The sequence below is a fragment of the Anaerocolumna sedimenticola genome (assembly GCF_009931695.1).
GTDB lineage: Bacteria > Bacillota > Clostridia > Lachnospirales > Lachnospiraceae > Anaerocolumna > Anaerocolumna sedimenticola.
Genome location: NZ_CP048000.1, coordinates 5,139,656 through 5,157,026 on the forward strand (window position 1 = coordinate 5,139,656; position 17,371 = coordinate 5,157,026).

Here is a 17,371-nt window from a genome sequence, read left to right on the forward strand (position 1 = left end):
TATGCGCCGGAGATGAAGCGGCACAAACTTTTAACGTTAAAAGTGTTTTCTTTTAACTTCTACTCAATTATATATTATTAATACTATGATCATCTCATCATGTTTACGTTAATTGGTATTCTTCCTAAAGTGCTTCCTCAATTTTAGCACAAAATCCTTCTCTTGTCATTTGTTTCCTGCGCTTTTGTTATGTACTTCCTGCATCAGATTTTCTTTTAACTCATCTATATCGATTATTTTACCGCTGATTCTGGATTCTTCCGCTGCATAGGCCATGATATGGCTTTCTACCGATTGATTAACCGATGATTTAATGGAACCGCTTTTTTTATTAAGCAGATCTATAAAATCATTCATCAGGCCTACATCACCACCGCCGTGAGCTCCCATTACAATACCCGGATGAATGACTCTCTGTTCATACTGATCTACAGCATTGGAGCCAAACTTTGTTATTTCAATGATATTAGTACCGTCATCACCTCGTATTTCACCGTTTTCACACATAATTTTAATGGTCCGGCATATTTTATTCGTAAAACCACTGAGATTAAAACTTACGGTCACCCCATTTTTAAATTCAATTAAAACAACCTGATTATCACAAACATCATTATCGCACCGGTATACACATCTTCCGTAAGGTCCTGTCTCGATTGCTTTCAGAATTCCTTCCTCGCTTTGATCCTGGGATAACAGAGTGGCCGGCCAGCTCCCCGCTACGGGTAAATAGGCTTTTCTGGCATCAAATCTGCAATCTTTTGCAGCTTTACAGTTATAACACCGGTCTGAACTATTTTCCGGTGCATTCTCTTCCTTAAAGTATCTCAAACTTCCAAAAGAAGAAATGCGTTTTGCTTCGCTGTCTGTCAGCCACGTTAATATATCCATATCATGGCAGGACTTCTGCATGATTAAAGAGCTGGACAAGGTGCTGCTTCTCCAATTCCCTCTTACAAAAGAGTGTGCCATATGAAAATTACCTATGTTCTCATTATGTTGAATTGAAACCACTTTACCTAATTCATTACTGTCAATGATATTTTTTAAGGTGGAAAAGAAGTTCGTATATCTCAATACATGACAGACAACTACGTTAAGGTTTAACTTATTTGCTTTCTCTTTGATCTCCAGCGTCTCCTTTGGATTGGGTGAGATAGGTTTTTCCAAAAGAATATGATAACCCAAATCCAGGGCAGCCATTGTCTGGCTGTAGTGATCACGATCCATTGATGCTATAATGATTGCATCTGCTACCTTTCCGAACTGATAAAACTCCTCCACGGATGCAAACTGCATATCTGCCGATATTTTAAATAAATCTGCCGCCACCTTTCTTCTGGTTTCATCAGGTTCTACTACAGCAACAATTTCAGCTTTTTTAGTTTGGTAGACATAACTCCCATATGTCATACCTCTTTGCCCCGCACCTACTAATGCTAATTTCATATCAGATACCTCCCGTATGTATTATTATTTAGATTATAAAATCTTTTGTAATCACTCTTATATCCGAACTGTTTACAATATACTGTTACATTTGTACTTTCTTTCCGATTTTGTTACGTTATTTGTTACGTAAGTTTAGTAAACTTTATGATGTGATTATATCACCTGCCAATTAAGATGTAAACAAATTTTTTCTATTATCTTCAGAATTTATTTTATTGAAAATCCAATTGTTTCGATTTGTTTTACACCGAATTTCCCATGACATAATATAATGTTTTGAATGTTGACAATCCGCTCGTTATAATATAATCTAGTATCTAGATTATTTTAAATTCACCAACGTAAATTTTACGTAACAAAATAAATATTTTTATATTTATTATTGAAAGGGGATTATAGAATGAGTACAATTCGCGATGTGGCGAAATTAGCACAGGTATCAACTGCTACTGTGTCAAGAGTACTTAATAACGATTCTACTTATAAGATGACGGATGAAACCCGGGAGAAAGTATGGCAGGCTGTAACTAAACTGAATTACAAATCCAGCTCAGCTGCAAAGATAAAATCGAAAAAAGCAGCAAATATATCAATAAAAAGTGATATTAAAATAGGATGTGTTTTAAGTGTTACTGAAAAAAAATACAATGACCCTTATTTTATGTCCATATTAAGCGGAATAGAGTCCCGGCTGACTGAGAAAGGTTATGAAATTTCTTTTGTTAAAACCGGATATGAACTTGAGGACAAGCAAAAATTATTTACAACATTCAGTGAGCCCGTTACCGGATTAATATTAATGGTTCCGCTTAGCAACGAAAGTTATGACTTTATAAAAAATCAAGTGCCTTATATTGTCGGAATTGATACAAAACGTGGTGACATAGATAATGTCGGATATGATCATTATAATGTTGCATGTATGGCTGTACAGCATCTGATTGATAAGGGGCATAAAAATATCGGTTATATCGGTGGCGGCGGCCCAACCAAAAATCTCAAGAATAGTGAACGTTATAAAGGTTATTATAATACTATACTAACGGCGGGCCTGACAGTTAAACCCGAATGGGTCATAGATTGCTCCTGGGATGAAGATATTTGTATTGAGAAAGTGAATGATTTAATTCAAACAAATAATTACCCAACCGCGTTTTTTGCCGGAAGTGATCTAATGGCAATGGCTGCTTTAAGCTGTTTCTATGATAATTGCATATCTGTTCCCGACGATATAGCTATCATAGGACTTTCCAACATTGAAGTCTCCAAATATTCCAATCCGCCGTTGACAACATTTGATGTTCCCACCAGGGAAATCGGTGTGGTTGCAGCGGATCTGCTGCTTGCCAGAATGGACGGCGATACTCTTCTTCCGAAAAAAGTAATTTTACCTACCAGTTTAATCAGGCGCAGTTCGACTTAAATTACCAGACGAAGAGATCGAAGTAACAAGGGCATATAAAATGAGCCTTAATGATATTAAATTAATAGAAAAGATTTTATCATTAAGACTCTGTTTAATTTTTGCTTCACAACTCTAAACGTCTCAAAAATCAAGTCAGCCGGCAGGTTTAGACAGGTTCCTGACAAAATAATTCCGTGTTTTCGGCCTGTCCGCACTTTATAGGATTACAACGTCTTTCTCAGCCATGTACTCCAGCATGTCATCTTCCCATACGGAAGCTTGTACTTCACCAATATGTACCTTATCCATGAAGTACATACAAATTCTGGACTGACCGATTCCGCCTCCAATCGTAAATGGTAAGCGATTATTCAATATATCCTGGTGATACGGTAATTCTCTTCTATCATTTGCATTTGCTTCCGTCAGCTGTCTATCCATAGCTTCCGCATCAACCCTGATTCCCATGGAGGAAACTTCAAATGCTATGTCCAAAAGATTGTGATATAAAATCAAGTCACCATTTAAGTTCCAATCGTCATAGTCCGGTGCGCGTCCGTCATGCCTTTCACCATTTATTAAAGTTCCGCCTATTTTCATTATAAAAATAGCCTTCTTTTCTCTCACAAAAGCCGTTTCTCTCTCTTTTGCAGAAAGATCAGGATATAAATCCGCAAGCTCCTGACTTGTAATAAATGTTACTTCTTTCGGTAACTTGGCCTCAAATAAAGCAAACTTACTATCCACGAATTTTTCGGTTTCTAAAAATACTTCATATATTTTATTAACCGTATCTTTTAATGTTTCAATGGTTCTTTCTTCTTTTAAAATAACTTTTTCCCAATCCCATTGATCAACATAAATAGAATGAATATTATCTAATGTTTCATCACATCTGATTGCATTCATATCGGTATACAAGCCTTCGCCGGACTCAAACTTATATCTTTCTAATGCCATTCTTTTCCACTTCGCCAGTGATTGGACTACCTCACATTTTCTATTTTGTGTACCAATTCCGGTGAAGGAAACCGGACGTTCAACACCATTTAAATTGTCATTTAATCCTGTTTCAGGCAATACAAATAAAGGCGCCGAAACTCTGGTTAAGTTCAACTTTTTTGCCAAACTATTTTCAAAATAATCTTTAATAAGTTTGATTGCGATTTCGGTTTCCCTTAGCGTGGTCTTGCTGGAATACCCCTCTGGTATATAATGCATACAAATACCTCCTAATTTATTCTTTTTGTAAATAATACTTTAAACCAAATTTAACTCTGTATTTACTATTATAAATATAAATATATATATTACAATCAAAACTTACATTCTTATTAAAAAAATAATAAAAAAGCACCCCGAAGGATGCTCAATTACAATGTATGAATTCTTTCCGGTGCATTTTTGAAAATCTCATCTGCGGGACATTTGACTTGCTTACATCCATTAACAGGTTTATAAGTGCACTCTTCTTTATCGCACCTTATGTACTCACCAAGTCCATCATTTTCATACGGTATTAATACCGGAATGACTTTTTTTTGTTCTTTACAATAAACTTGGTAAAGCATATCTTTCATGGACTATCCTCCTGCTAAGCTATATTACAATTATATGTATTTCATATTTTTTTATTAACTAAATCAAACCACAATTGCATCCATGCCGTACTAAATTCTTCCACAGATAAATTTTTAGTATGAGATGATACGCGTCCCACGTTTCAACAATTCTCTTAATAGCTGCATGAGCAGGTCGTCCTGAAACTATTAACTCTTCCTCAACTTCTTTTCTACCGGGTTACTTATATAGCAATCAAGATGTCTGACGGTTGATTCAGACATCTTTATGTAACTTACGAAATCATCGTTCCGTTTACTTTAGCCTGTTCATCTTCCTCCACAGGAATCATAATATATTTCTTACCATCAATAATCTGTGATACGATTTGATTCATTTTCTCGGGTTTTACCTGAAGAATGATATCATAGTTGTCCCCGGTGCTGTTTTCATTATTAGCATGATTCATATTATATTCAGAATCCGTATCTTCCGGCTGGGTGTCTAATTCACCGTAAGCCCTAGAAGTACCGGCTGCTTTCGTCACTTCCTCCAGTTTCACCTGCAGTTGCTGAACTTTTTCTACCAGAGCCTTTTCTACTTTTCGTTTTTCATTTTCCGCTAATATTTTTTTGTCAATCAAGTGTTCTATGGCAGGCGGTTCCTCACTGAAATTTTCCGTATAGGCCGTTTCGATTTTGGATATGAGCTCTTCCGACAGGTCGGTTTCAGCTAAAATCTCCTGAACGGTTTCACCTGTTAACACCACAGGTTCTTCCGTGGTTTCTGCTGCCGCTGCCTGCTCCTCTGCAAGCTGTCCCAGACTTTCCTGAATATCACTAAAGATTCTGGTGCTTTTTTCAGAATCGGCGACCGAATTCTTAATTATATTCTGGAAGATATTTTTCTTTTCGGCACCGGTAGTTTTTACCGGACAGCCAAGTACCAGATCCATTAATTCTTTATGGGGTTCCACCGGATTTTTCTCATAAAACATAACTGAATGAATATCCGTACTGCGGTCTGTAAATGCCGGGAAGATAAATCCGTTCTCCGGCGCTCCCACAACCCAGTCCCGTTTTCTCGGTCCGATTTTATTCTCGTCTTCCAGATAACCAAGTCCCGGCTTGGTCAGTGCAACCGGACAGATTGCCGTAATTAAATATTCATATACTTCTTCCGATTCATCCAGTCTGCGGTTGTCCGATGTTTTTGTCATAACATCATAAGCATCATGGAAGACTAAGATAAGATAATTTCCCGCATAATCATAACTGTCAATAATGAGCTGATAAAAGGCCTCTAACAGTTCTTCATTTTTTAATTTACTTTCCCTGAGTCCCATTAAAAACTGTTGTTTGCCGCCCGGTTTTTCTTCCTCTAATGGGAATGCCAGTTCTAACAGATTGTTGCCTAAAGTTCCGGAGAGTGTTTTTTTCGCAATGTCCAGATATTTATAAAATTCTTCTTCCTCCAGATTTAAAAATGTTTCATTCAGTTTTAATAGGATTTCTTTCTCTGCATTTACATAACACCCACACATTTTCGTGAATGTACATCCGGTTTTCTTTAACCGGCTTTTTATCTCAAATACTTCTTTTCTATTCATTAACTTACCTCCATGATCAATTAACACATTCTAAAATAAAAGGCTCTCTGAATTCTTATTATAAATCATTGAAAATAATAAATCAAAGTAGAAATTTATTAACTTTTCGCGATAAGTAAGAAATTAAGTATTATTGCCTAGACAAAGGTTGGCCCTTATTCCATCGATTGGGAGCTTTGTTGTTACTTTAAATGCTTTGTTGTATCTTTAAGGACGTTATTCTGTTATAATAAAAATTGGAATGAACTGGTATATCATTCACAAAATAACTGGGCTACTTAACTCCGATTACTGAAATTATCGGAGGAGGTACTCAAAAGACCTCGGTTTAGTCACACTTACACTTTCGTTTTATTATCTCCTCTGAATGTTTATCCTGCATACCCGGTCCGGTTATTTGATTGATGTACCAAAAAATTATTAATTAGGAAGTGATCGTCTGAATATATTTAAATTTCATCGAATTATTATTATTGGCAATAACGGCAGCGGCAAAAGTTATCTGTCTAAGGAACTGTCCGGTATCACAGGTTTGCCGCTCGTTCATCTTGATCTGGAGTATTGGCGCCCGAACTGGGAGGCACCGTCCGCAGAAGAATGGATCCAGATACAGAAAGAGCTTACCGCAAAGGAAAAATGGATTATTGAGGGGAATCATACGAGCACAATGGAACTGCGGTTTCAATCGGCAGATTTAATTATATTCCTGGATTTCAACCGTTTTGTATGTTTATCCGGAGTTGTTAAAAGACTGGGCAAAAAGCGTTCGGACATGCCCGGGTATCTGCATGAGAGATTTGATCTGGAATTCTTACGATTTTTTAAAGGGGTATGGAATTTCTCCAAGACACGTAAACGCAAAATAATGGATCTACATAACAAATATCCGGACAAACCATTTTTCGTGATTCAGAGCAGAAGAGAAACGAAAAAGCTGTTAAGAGAATGGAGCGAGGAAAAAGAGAAAGGGATCTGTGCTTAAATCCCGGCAGTATACCAGTCAATCATTACAGTTGCTATCTGCCATCTCTGAAAAAGGCCAGGGATTTTGCCCTGGTCTTTGTCACTTCGTTTCCTTATAAATACGTAGTCTTTCTTACTTCGCTGGGTGTGATCTGGAATACCTTTTTAAACTGTTCCGTGAAATAACAGGGGTTCTGGTAACCTACCCGGTAAGCAATCTCACTGATACGCATATCCGAATTCTTTAACAGTTCCATCGCCCTGTTGATACGGTACCGCTGCATATAACTGCTTAAATTGATGCCGATTTCTTTCTTAAACAAGACACTTAAATAACTCTCATTCATGCAGAATTCTTCCGCCAGCTCCTGCACCGTAATATCCCTGGTATAATTCTTACCGATATAAACCAGTATCTTGGTTATAACCGGATGCAGATTCTTACGCTCAGTGCCGTCGGTTACGGGTTCCTCAAGAATATCATTTAAAAGGGCGAACTCGACTTTACTATCTCTCTCCATTATATTCCACTGCTTCTTTTCCGCCAGAAGAAGTACATTTTCCTCCACTTCCTCCGGTTTGACCGGCTTTAAGATATAAGCGCAGACTCCCAGGCGGATGGCCTCCTGGGCATAGGTAAATTCGTTATAGCCGCTGACGATAATAATTCCTGGCTGTTTTCCAAACAGGTTTATCCTTCGTATCAACTCAAGACCACTGATTTCCGGCATATTGATATCCGTCAGAACCAGGTCAAAGGGTTCCTCCTGCAATAACCGCAACGCTTCCGCCGCATTGTGTTTCCCTACCACCTTATCAAAGCCTAACTTTCCCCAATTGATATGTTTTATCATTCCCCGTACGTGAACCGGTTCGTCATCAATAACCAATACCTTCAACTCATCACTCCCATTTCTTTAGGCAGCATAATCCGTACCAGGGTACCGTCCTGTTTCTTGCTGCTCACCTCATAGACATAATCTGTTCCATAGTAATGTTTTAAAATATTATGGATAAACTGGATGCCAATACCGAAGGAATCCTCAGCTATCTCCTTATTTCCGTTAAATTTCTCTAAAATACTCTCGGAGATCCCGTTCCCATTATCCCAAATCTTAAATTCCACGTAGGTACCTGCATTTTTCGCAGATACCTCTATTCTTTGGTTTCCTTCCGCCGTAATATTTCCATGGAGCCAGATGTTTTCCACCAGGGGCTGGAGTATCATCTTAGGCACCATAACCTCACTGATCCCGGGGTCCATACTGATACTTACATCCACCACATAATCCCAGCGCATCTGCTGGATATTAACATACGCTTTCACCAGCTTAATCTCCTGTTCCACCTTTAGCAGACCCTGCCCTTTATTCAGAGAAAGCCGATAAAAGGCTGTCAAATCATCAATCATAGCCGCCAGCTTACTGTTGTTACTTTCTAAGGCTTCCCACCGCATCACTCCAAGGGTATTGTATAAGAAGTGGGGATTGATCTGGGATTCCAGGCTCTTTAATTCAAACTTCTGCTTCTGGTTTTTGACCTCGGCCATTTCCTCAATAGTATGCTCCAATTTCTCAAGCATGGTGTTGTATTTAATTTCCAAAGCCGTTACTTCATCATACCGCTCCGGAACTGTTATATAGCTGATATCCCCTTTCAACCGTTCCATTCTCTCCCCTAACTTCTTTAACCGGCCAAATACCTGGCTTAAGAGAAGACTTAAAGCTATGGCCGAGCAGAAACCATATCCTAATAATACGGCTCCTGCGATGCTTTTGGCACGGTTTACCTTATCCATATACTGTCTGGCAGATACCACCAGCCACACATTCCACCTCTCATCTACCGGCCCTTTTATGATCATGACATCCTTTTGTTTTGTTAAAACTCCGTCCTTATAATCGGATTCATGTCCGGGCAGCACACCGGATAAATAGGTAACACCTGCCCCCGGATCAGAAGAAGCCAATATCCTGTTATTCCCGTCGGTGAGGTATGCAAACCCATTCATGTCCAGTTCCAATTCCACAGCATCCCCAAAAGCTTCCTGGCTCTCCACCGCAATCTTTAAATATGCTCTGGTATCATTGTATAAGGAGAAAATTTTCTGATATCTGCATAATAACACGGTACCGTCGATGGATTCCAGCTTCCAGTCCGAACTTGTCAGTTTTTCTTCCTCAAACCCGTCGGCATAGACATATCTGCCGTCCTGCCCGATGTCACTTCCCTGCTGGTATACTTCCAGCTTTTTAATGATAGAGGATCTTGCCATATCTTCATTCAGGGTATATTTGATATTGGTCAAAGCTTCCCACACCGCTTCATAATTCCGGCACTTATCGGACAGGGATTTATAAATGATACGGTTATTACATAAGCGGTAAAGAATATTGTCGTAATTTTCCCTGATATTTCGTATGTTGCCCACGATTTTCTCCAAATTGTAATGCATATTATCCATTCTCTCTTTTTCCTGGGGCTGGAACAGAAAGACGGATAAAACCCACCAGGTCACAAGATGAACGACCAGTAAGGATAGAACATAAATCAAAATTAACTTTAAATGGATGGAATGACTTAACCTTACCAACAGACCTTTTATTATCGTCTTCAAATTATCCCCCATTTCTGCGCTTTTTCCCAAGTTAAAGCAGATATTCTTAGGTCCGCTGCACTGCCTGGCTCTACCCTTATACCTGCTGCGCAGGTTAAAATGTTTTCCAAATCCTGTTGTTTCGGAAACAAAATCAGGGCCTGCTGCCAAATAACCTTAATAAACTCCATCAACCGGATTGGGTGTATCGAATACTAATATTTATTATACATCCAATCCTGATAAATAGGTATATTAAGCTATTCTACAACAGTCCCATCCTTTATTAAGTGGAAGGAGGCCGCTTTTTTTGCTTTGTAACTATACCGTCACGGCGGTTCTAACAAACAGTACATGCATGATGCTTAAACTCACAAAAATATTCAAAATAAATTTAAATTCGCATATTGGGAGCCAAATGTTTTACGCTGATTTATCCGGAATTCTATTTGAGTCCGTTATTTATACTCTTTTCTCGGTTGTACGGAATCGTTACTTCTGTCCTTCATATAAGGAAAGCCATTCTGCTTTCATATCCGACCAGTGAGCCCTTAAGTCCAGCTGTTTCTGAAACTCCTGATAGACCTCCTCAAATTTACTATCGGAATCTGCCATGATCAGCTTGGCGGAATATTCATCCACAACATTATTCAGTGCTTCCAGGTTCGTGGCAATGGTGCTGTCCACATCCGCCCTGACGGAATCCATATCATTGATGGCCCTGTGGTTTACGACCTCACTGCTGATATACTTACACCATTTTGACACCAGACCTCCGCCTGCCTTATTTCCTTTGGTATCCTGATTCCACCAGGCATACCACTTATTACTGTAGCTGGCGAACTGCCAAAGCTGATGGGTGCAGGCTGCAACCCGGGCACTGTCTCCGGAGTCCCTTTCCTTTTTGTACCCGGCTTCAAAATCCCAGGTACCGGCTTCCTTATCCGTAAAATCCCAGAGCACACCCTCAGGTCCTTCATTTACTTCCTGCCCTCTGTAAGGACTGGGTTCATTGGCCCATTCCAGGAAATTAAGTACTGCATTCAGATGTTTGGTATCCTTATTGATATATACCATATATCCGGGATTGGGATTCACATAGGAGGTATAAGCTCTCTCCACACCCTGTACCTCGGGGTCTGCTACCGGTTCATAATAAAAGGTCACACTGTCGCTGCCGCTGTCATAATTCTTCCAGGTCTCATTTAAGCCCGATTCCCACAGGTCTGTCGTAAACATACCGACCTGTCCGCTTTCGATCTTTTCTGCAAATCTCTCCTTGGACATGGTGGTGGCTTCCATATCGATCAGCCCTTCTGTGTAAAGCTTGTTCATCCATTTATAAGCTTCCTTATAGTTGGGGTTGTCATAGAGAAATACCTTTTCTCCGTTACTATCCATAACCCCAGGCATACCGCTGACACCGTTTGCCGTATCAACACCAAAGGAAGCCAATATGATCCTCTCCTGATGATTCTCTCCCTGTACAAAGGACATGGGAATGATGGGACTACCATTACTGTCTTTTAATTTGGCAAATGCCCGGAGGGTATCTTCCATTCCATTGATCGTCTTAAGGTCCTCCTTCGTTTTACCGGCTTGGTCTAAAAGATCCGTTCTGACCCACCAGGCATCAACGGTCCAGCCTCCCCAGGGTTCATCATATTCAAGGGCATAATAACCGGGTATCCACCATAAATCTCCGGAGCCGGTTTTGATGTAATCCTGAATCTTGGAATCAATATTCGGAATATTCTTAAGCTTGTCACTGGTGTAAACATCATTGAGTTTCATTACCCGGTCCGCAGTGGTCAATGCACTTTCCACGGATTTATCATAGGGAAAGATAAATACATCCGGAAGTTCGGCACCGCTGCTTAACTTTAAGTTCAAGGTGGTCATGTAATCCGTACTCTGCATGTATTCCACCTTGTAATCAATACCCAGCTTCTCTTTCATGACCTGCTGTACGGTAGTCGTATTGGGACTTTCCGAGGTCCAGCCCGCCCAGATAGAGAATTGATCCGTTGTTTTTCCTCCCTTATCCTCAGGCACATAAAAGCCTTCCGCATCCGATGCCGCAGACCCTGCCTGACTGGTTACCCCTCCCGTCTGTGTGCTGTTTTCCTTTCCGCTTCCTTTACAGGCTGTGAGGGAGAAAAGCATGGATAGAACCAACAATAGCGTAATACCCTTTTTCAGTTTCATAAAAACACCCCATAACACATCTGCCCGCAGATGTGTTACTGCCACAAATAAAAGTGTGAAAGAATCTTATGTGGCAATCCTTTCTTTATTATATTTTCTTTCACATTAACGCCATGCCTTATAGGCATAACTCCTGAAGAATAGCGTCTTTTGCTATTCTTTTCCAGCCTCTTATCCGAGGCTTTTGGCTCGCATGTCATTCGCGAGATTATTCACACCGTTTCCGGTTGTTTTAAAATTTAAGAATCTTTTAGAACTATTCTTTTACAGAACCAATCAGCATACCCTTTACAAAATGCTTTTGTACAAAGGGATAGACACACAGAATCGGAAGGGTCCCAATCACTACCGCCGCCATCTTGACGGAGGTCACCGTCATCTGGGAGGTCTGGGATTCTCTTGCCGCCGCTTCTGCCACAATTGTGCTGTTAGTTGTTATCAGTCCCAAGTTATCTGCTTCAAATAACCTCTGCAGGTAGGTCTGTACCGGAAGCAGCTTAGAAGAACTGACATAAAAAGCCCCGGAATACCAGTCATTCCAATGGTATACCGCCACAAACAGGCCGATGGCTGCAAGTACGGGCTTAGATAAGGGCAGGATCACCTTAAGGAGTATTCTTACTTCTCCCGCGCCGTCCATTACCGCAGCTTCCCTTAAGCTGATCGGAATCTCGGAGAAGAATTTCATCATCACAAACATATTCCAAATATTGAACATCCCCGGGATAACATACACCCAGAAGGTATCCACCAATTTCAGGTTGGACAACTGGATATAATAAGGGATCAACCCACCGTTAAATAACATGGGGATCAGAACCACCAGCATAAGTTTCTTCCGATAAGGCAGGTCCTTAAAGGAAAACCCGTAAGCCGTTATTCCCGTTACGATCAATCCCAGCAAGGTTCCAAGCACGGTCCGTCCTATGGTTATCAGATAAGCTTTCTGTAAGCTACCATTCCCTAATACATATTCGTAGTTAAAAGCCGTAAAGATTCTGGGCCAAAAGTATAACCCGCCCTTTAAGGAATCCACCCCCTCGTTAAAGGAATAGACAATAATGTAATAAAGGGGATATATTGTTATCAGGCACAGGCAAAACAAAAACACCGTATTAACCCTTCGAAAACTTTTCTCGCCAAAACCTCTTTTAATTTTGTTTCTCTTTCCAGCCATTTCTACCACAGCCCCTCTCCGTTGATTTTATTCGCCATTTTATTTGCCAACAGAATCAGCAGTAAACTAATGACTGAGGAAATCATACCCACTGCCGTTGCCAGGCTGTATTGCCCTCGCTGCAGACCGTTGATCAGCACATAGGTATCCAACACCGTAGAAACCTCCAGATTCGCATTATTCATTAAGGGATAGATGGCATCCACGCCTGCATTCAGAAGATTTGGAATACTCAATATCAATAATAATACGATGGTCGGCCGAATCGAGGGCAATGTAATATACCTTACCTGGTTCCATTTACCGGCACCGTCCAGTTTGGCCGATTCATACATCTCCTGATTGATCCCGGCTATGGCGGCAAGATAAATAATCGTTCCCCAGCCGACTTCTTTCCAAAGGCTTGCTATTACTACCAAAGGAACAAACCAGTTTGTCTCTCCCATAAAAAATACCGGTGCTCCTCCGGCCTTTGTTATAAACCCATTGATGATTCCGTTATAGGGAGAGAGGAAAGAATCCAGCATATATGCAACTACAACCCAGGAAATAAAATGGGGTATGTACGTGATCGACTGTACGATCTTTTTAAACCAGAGGTTATTTACTTCATTGATCAGCAGCGCCAGAATAATCGGTGCCGGGAACGTTACCGCGAACTTCCATACCGTTAACACCAGGGTATTTTTAACGACCCGCCAGAATTCGCTGTCCTTAAGAAACCAGAAATTATCAAACCCAACCCATCTTGCATTCCATATGGTATTGCCCGGCTTAAAGTCCCGAAATGCAATCTGCAGCCCAACCATGGGTATATAATTGAACAATACCAGGCAGGTGATACCGATCATGATCATAATATACCGGCTTCTGTATCTCTTAATATTGCACAAAAAACTTCTGTTTTTATCCATATTTTTATCACTTCCTTTTCCTGTATGCCGTATGCTACTAATTTAACATATGCACTTCCGGCAAACAACCCAATAGATTTTGGTTTTCTATAACATATATTGTACAAAAAAAGAATCTCCGGTGTGTATCTATACTGATACACATCCGGAGATTCTCTCCTGACAGATTCATTACCCTGCCTGTTAATTAACCAGCAATTTGGTTTCCCGGTCACTCCTTTCCCACTCTTCTTTCAAGAGTTCCAGGATTTCTTTGGAGGTCTCTAGGGCACCTATGTCCTTAATCTTCTGAATCAACGATTTGGCTGCCAGACGCTTTAATGCTCTGATCGCGATTACGTCGGTTTCACTGAACAATATCATCATCATTACACTGTATAAACCGCTGAAAGTTAATGCATCACAGTCTTCCAAGGTTTTCACCGGGGCAACTAAGTCGACACTTCTTTCTCCTAAAATCTCTTCCCACTGCGTGGGATCTTCTTCCATCCATTCAAGGAAGCGGATTACTTCTTCTTTGGATACTTCTGGGGTTTGCATGAATGTACTCCTTTCTAGGTAACAATATAGATTGATTATACATTGAAAAATCAGTTATATTGTAACTAGATAGTTACAAGGATGCTAATATAATAATTCTTTAGAAAAAAGAATACTCCTCTCATTTCACAATGTAAATTACCTTTCTCCCTTTGAATGATTACGAATTAAATATTGTTAAGATATAGGTCACTCTATTTCCATCGTTTCATAAGTATTTTCTTAATCTCAATATTATTTAATACTTCTTCACATTTTTCCCATTCTATGGTTGCGACATTATCGTTATATCTTACATCAAAAGGATGTTTATCTGGAATATTACCTATTTGTTTATTAGCCTCATCAATATTATTTAAAGCCACATCTATCCAAACATCACTTAACATATCTGGTAACTGACCAAATAAATTATAAATACTTTTTAATCTTACTGAAAGCAAGCTATGTACCCTATCCTCAACAGAATCCTTATATCTTAAATTATAAAGATAAATAGTATCATTAACTTGCCCAATTCTCTGAATACGGCCTTTTCGTTGTTCTAGTCGGGTCGGGTTCCATGGCAAGTCCAAATTAATAAGAGTCCCTAGCGATTGCAGATTCAACCCTTCAGAAGCAGCATCCGTACCTACAATGATTTTAAGTTTCTTTTCTTTTACCATTTTTTTGATATTATCTCTTGTTTCTTTTTTAGGTATTCCATCAATAAACACACATGACTTATCACTACCTGCATATACACCTATTATTTCACCAACATAGTCTTCAGAAATATTTTTTGCTACCCATTCTGCAGTATCATAATATTGAGTAAAGATGATACATCCCAAGTCTTTCCAAGGACCAGTTGAGACTCCATTTTCAGTAGTTACACCTTTGTTCAGAATATCTATAACCTTATTATATTTAGGATCAATTCTGTTATTACTTTCTAGTGCTACTCCAAGTATATTTACAAATTCCTCAAGCTTTTTTCGTTCTTCAAGGGTCAAATCCTTTAAATCGAATGATATTTCTTCATCATCATCTTCGTCATAAATATTACCGTCTCCCCACTCTTTTAACATCTTTTGACCTGTTAAATAGCCAGAAATCATAGAACTTCCAATTCTCTTAAGTAGTAGAGTTTTCATAAAACCAGCTGCTCTACTTCTTTCTTTAAGCATTTCGCAGAATTCTTCTGCTCTTAAATACGCATCTTTCAAATATCCAGATAAGGTTAAAATACCACCCGCGTCTTCACCGAACAAAACCACTTTAATTGGTTGTAGATACGGAAGTCCTGTCTCTGGGTTTTTTCTATTTTCCAAAGCTGCTCGCTCTCTTCTGATAATATGTCTTATATACGGATTAGCATTTTGAAAGAAATTATTGTCAATCAGATCTTGAAGTCTAGATTTTGTTGAGCCTGACATATCAGAAATAGTCTTTTGAGCCACAAAATCTTCTTCATCCATATCAAACGCAGAACGAATCGCCATAAAATCTTTATTCTTTTCATCCGCTGGTGGCATTGGATTTCTAATCCACTCCCAATATTCATATATTTCTTCTTCATTAAGAGTCTTCTCACCAGAAATATACTTCAAACTATCAGGTATTTTATTTCTATTTCTCCAAAATGAAGTTAAACTTCCTAAAACAGAATCATTTTTCTGAGATAATATATTTAATAAATCAAATGCTTCAATAGGATACATCTGTACTGGTGTGGCTGTAGCTAATAGCATACTTTTTGTCTTTGGTGATATTTCAAACAGAAATTTGTATAAATTATTCATTTCAGGACTCTGATATTCTTTATTCTCCCCGAGATTAGCTCTTCTGGCCCTATGAGCTTCATCGCAAATGACCATCTCATAATTTCCTATTAATAATTGATTTTGAATTTCTCTACAAGATTCCGATCCATTTATTAAAATGCCTTGGCTTATAATTCCAATTCTTCTAGGACAATGAGTAATATCATTCATATATTCATTGCCAATTTCATCAATCCATTTTCCCACCCAAATAGCAGAAGGCATATCTAACAACGTATTCAATTCATCTTGCCATTGAACTACTAAAGTCTTTGGCACAATTATTAAAATAGGCCTATCACCATACAATGCAGCTAATTGCGCAGATAATGCAAGTTGTACCGTTTTACCTAAACCGACTTGATCTGCCAATACATACCTAGCTCCATATTTCTTAATATGGTCGTGAAAGACTTTATTAACAAAATACTTTTGATGATCCCACAAACCAAAACCTGTCCTATATACAGGTGACTCTACAACTGCAGCTCCAGCATTTGGACGTTCTTTCCATCTATCACAAGTTACCTCTATACGCTTCGAAATTCGCTTAATATCATCAACAACATACTTTACCTGTTTAATATCAACAGCATAAGGATTTTTCCATAAAGTATCAAATTCTTCTTGAACCCAGTCCACAGATTCTTTTGTATCATCTTCCCATACTAATTCATAATTTAATTTCCAACCAGAAAATGATTCGTTAATACTTCCAAGAAATGCTGTCTGATAACCATCTTTCATAGTGATGACTCCAGCTTTTCCATGTACTAATCCAAAGCATTCTCTTGGCAGAACTTTTATTTCTACTTTTTGTGATTGAAGCAGATTATATAACTTTTCAAAACGATTTTTACCGTCACATAGAATTTCTTCTGGTTTAAAATCGCACCATTCCTTACGAATAGCATTAACAGCCAATTGAGCAGTTTTTACATCATCTATGTCTAAATCAGAATTACAAATAATTCTAATTTTTCCATCCATTTGCTCAATAGTTTCGCCCGCTATTTCAAGTAGTGATGATGAAAAATACCCTGCTATTCTGTCATATGAAATTGCATCTTTCAACCTTTTATTAAGAAGAGATGAGAATACATCATCTCTTCTTGATGAATATTTGTTCATTATGTCCCTTC

At 38.9% G+C, this 17,371-nt stretch carries 13 protein-coding genes; 2 read left to right on the forward strand and 11 right to left on the reverse strand.

Features of this window, described 5'->3' with window-relative positions; genetic code table 11:
- Positions 1 to 165: 165 nt before the first annotated feature.
- The gene (locus tag Ana3638_RS22915; protein WP_161840100.1) at positions 166 to 1,449 is read right to left on the reverse strand and encodes a Gfo/Idh/MocA family protein; all 1,284 of its coding nucleotides are present in this window, start codon (positions 1,447 to 1,449) and stop codon (positions 166 to 168) included.
- A 403-nt stretch (positions 1,450 to 1,852) separates the two neighbouring features.
- Between Ana3638_RS22915 and Ana3638_RS22920 the strand changes: the two genes are divergently transcribed.
- Positions 1,853 to 2,875, forward strand: coding sequence for a LacI family DNA-binding transcriptional regulator (locus Ana3638_RS22920; protein WP_161840101.1), 1,023 nt, complete (start codon positions 1,853 to 1,855; stop codon positions 2,873 to 2,875).
- Positions 2,876 to 3,073: 198 nt separating this feature from the next.
- Here Ana3638_RS22920 and asnA read toward each other — a convergent pair whose 3' ends face one another.
- From asnA to Ana3638_RS22935, 3 genes are all read right to left on the reverse strand, one after another.
- Positions 3,074 to 4,078 carry an aspartate--ammonia ligase gene (gene asnA / locus Ana3638_RS22925; RefSeq protein ID WP_161840102.1) on the reverse strand — a complete coding sequence of 335 codons (1,005 nt, stop codon included), beginning with the start codon at positions 4,076 to 4,078 and terminating at the stop codon, positions 3,074 to 3,076.
- A 152-nt stretch (positions 4,079 to 4,230) separates the two neighbouring features.
- Positions 4,231 to 4,437, reverse strand: a complete 207-nt coding sequence (locus Ana3638_RS22930) for a hypothetical protein (protein ID WP_161840103.1) — start codon at positions 4,435 to 4,437, stop codon at positions 4,231 to 4,233.
- Between the two features lie 275 nt (positions 4,438 to 4,712).
- Entirely contained in the window at positions 4,713 to 6,026 is a 1,314-nt protein-coding gene (locus Ana3638_RS22935; protein WP_161840104.1) for a DUF4317 domain-containing protein, read from the reverse strand.
- A gap of 532 nt (positions 6,027 to 6,558) precedes the next feature.
- Here Ana3638_RS22935 and Ana3638_RS22940 point away from each other — a divergent pair.
- The gene (locus tag Ana3638_RS22940; RefSeq protein WP_161840105.1) at positions 6,559 to 7,008 is read left to right on the forward strand and encodes a P-loop NTPase family protein; all 450 of its coding nucleotides are present in this window, start codon (positions 6,559 to 6,561) and stop codon (positions 7,006 to 7,008) included.
- A gap of 94 nt (positions 7,009 to 7,102) precedes the next feature.
- On the opposite strand, the gene Ana3638_RS22945 is transcribed toward Ana3638_RS22940, so the two are convergent.
- From Ana3638_RS22945 to Ana3638_RS22975, 7 genes are all read right to left on the reverse strand, one after another.
- A complete protein-coding gene (locus tag Ana3638_RS22945) occupies positions 7,103 to 7,888 on the reverse strand; it encodes a response regulator transcription factor (protein WP_161840106.1) in 786 nt (261 codons plus the stop codon).
- The gene (locus Ana3638_RS22950; RefSeq protein ID WP_161840107.1) at positions 7,885 to 9,756 is read right to left on the reverse strand and encodes a sensor histidine kinase; all 1,872 of its coding nucleotides are present in this window, start codon (positions 9,754 to 9,756) and stop codon (positions 7,885 to 7,887) included. Before Ana3638_RS22950 ends, Ana3638_RS22945 begins: the two co-directional genes overlap by 4 nt.
- A gap of 321 nt (positions 9,757 to 10,077) precedes the next feature.
- Entirely contained in the window at positions 10,078 to 11,793 is a 1,716-nt protein-coding gene (locus tag Ana3638_RS22955) for an extracellular solute-binding protein (RefSeq protein WP_161840108.1), read from the reverse strand.
- Between the two features lie 256 nt (positions 11,794 to 12,049).
- Positions 12,050 to 12,970, reverse strand: a complete 921-nt coding sequence (locus tag Ana3638_RS22960; RefSeq protein WP_161840674.1) for a carbohydrate ABC transporter permease — start codon at positions 12,968 to 12,970, stop codon at positions 12,050 to 12,052.
- Between the two features lie 2 nt (positions 12,971 to 12,972).
- Positions 12,973 to 13,884, reverse strand: coding sequence for an ABC transporter permease (locus Ana3638_RS22965; protein ID WP_161840109.1), 912 nt, complete (start codon positions 13,882 to 13,884; stop codon positions 12,973 to 12,975).
- Between the two features lie 183 nt (positions 13,885 to 14,067).
- Positions 14,068 to 14,424: a hypothetical protein gene (locus Ana3638_RS22970; RefSeq protein WP_161840110.1), complete on the reverse strand. Its 357-nt coding sequence runs from the start codon at positions 14,422 to 14,424 to the stop codon at positions 14,068 to 14,070.
- 194 nt (positions 14,425 to 14,618) lie between these two features.
- A complete protein-coding gene (locus tag Ana3638_RS22975) occupies positions 14,619 to 17,360 on the reverse strand; it encodes a phospholipase D-like domain-containing anti-phage protein (RefSeq protein WP_246240537.1) in 2,742 nt (913 codons plus the stop codon).
- Between the last annotated feature and the right edge of the window lie 11 nt (positions 17,361 to 17,371).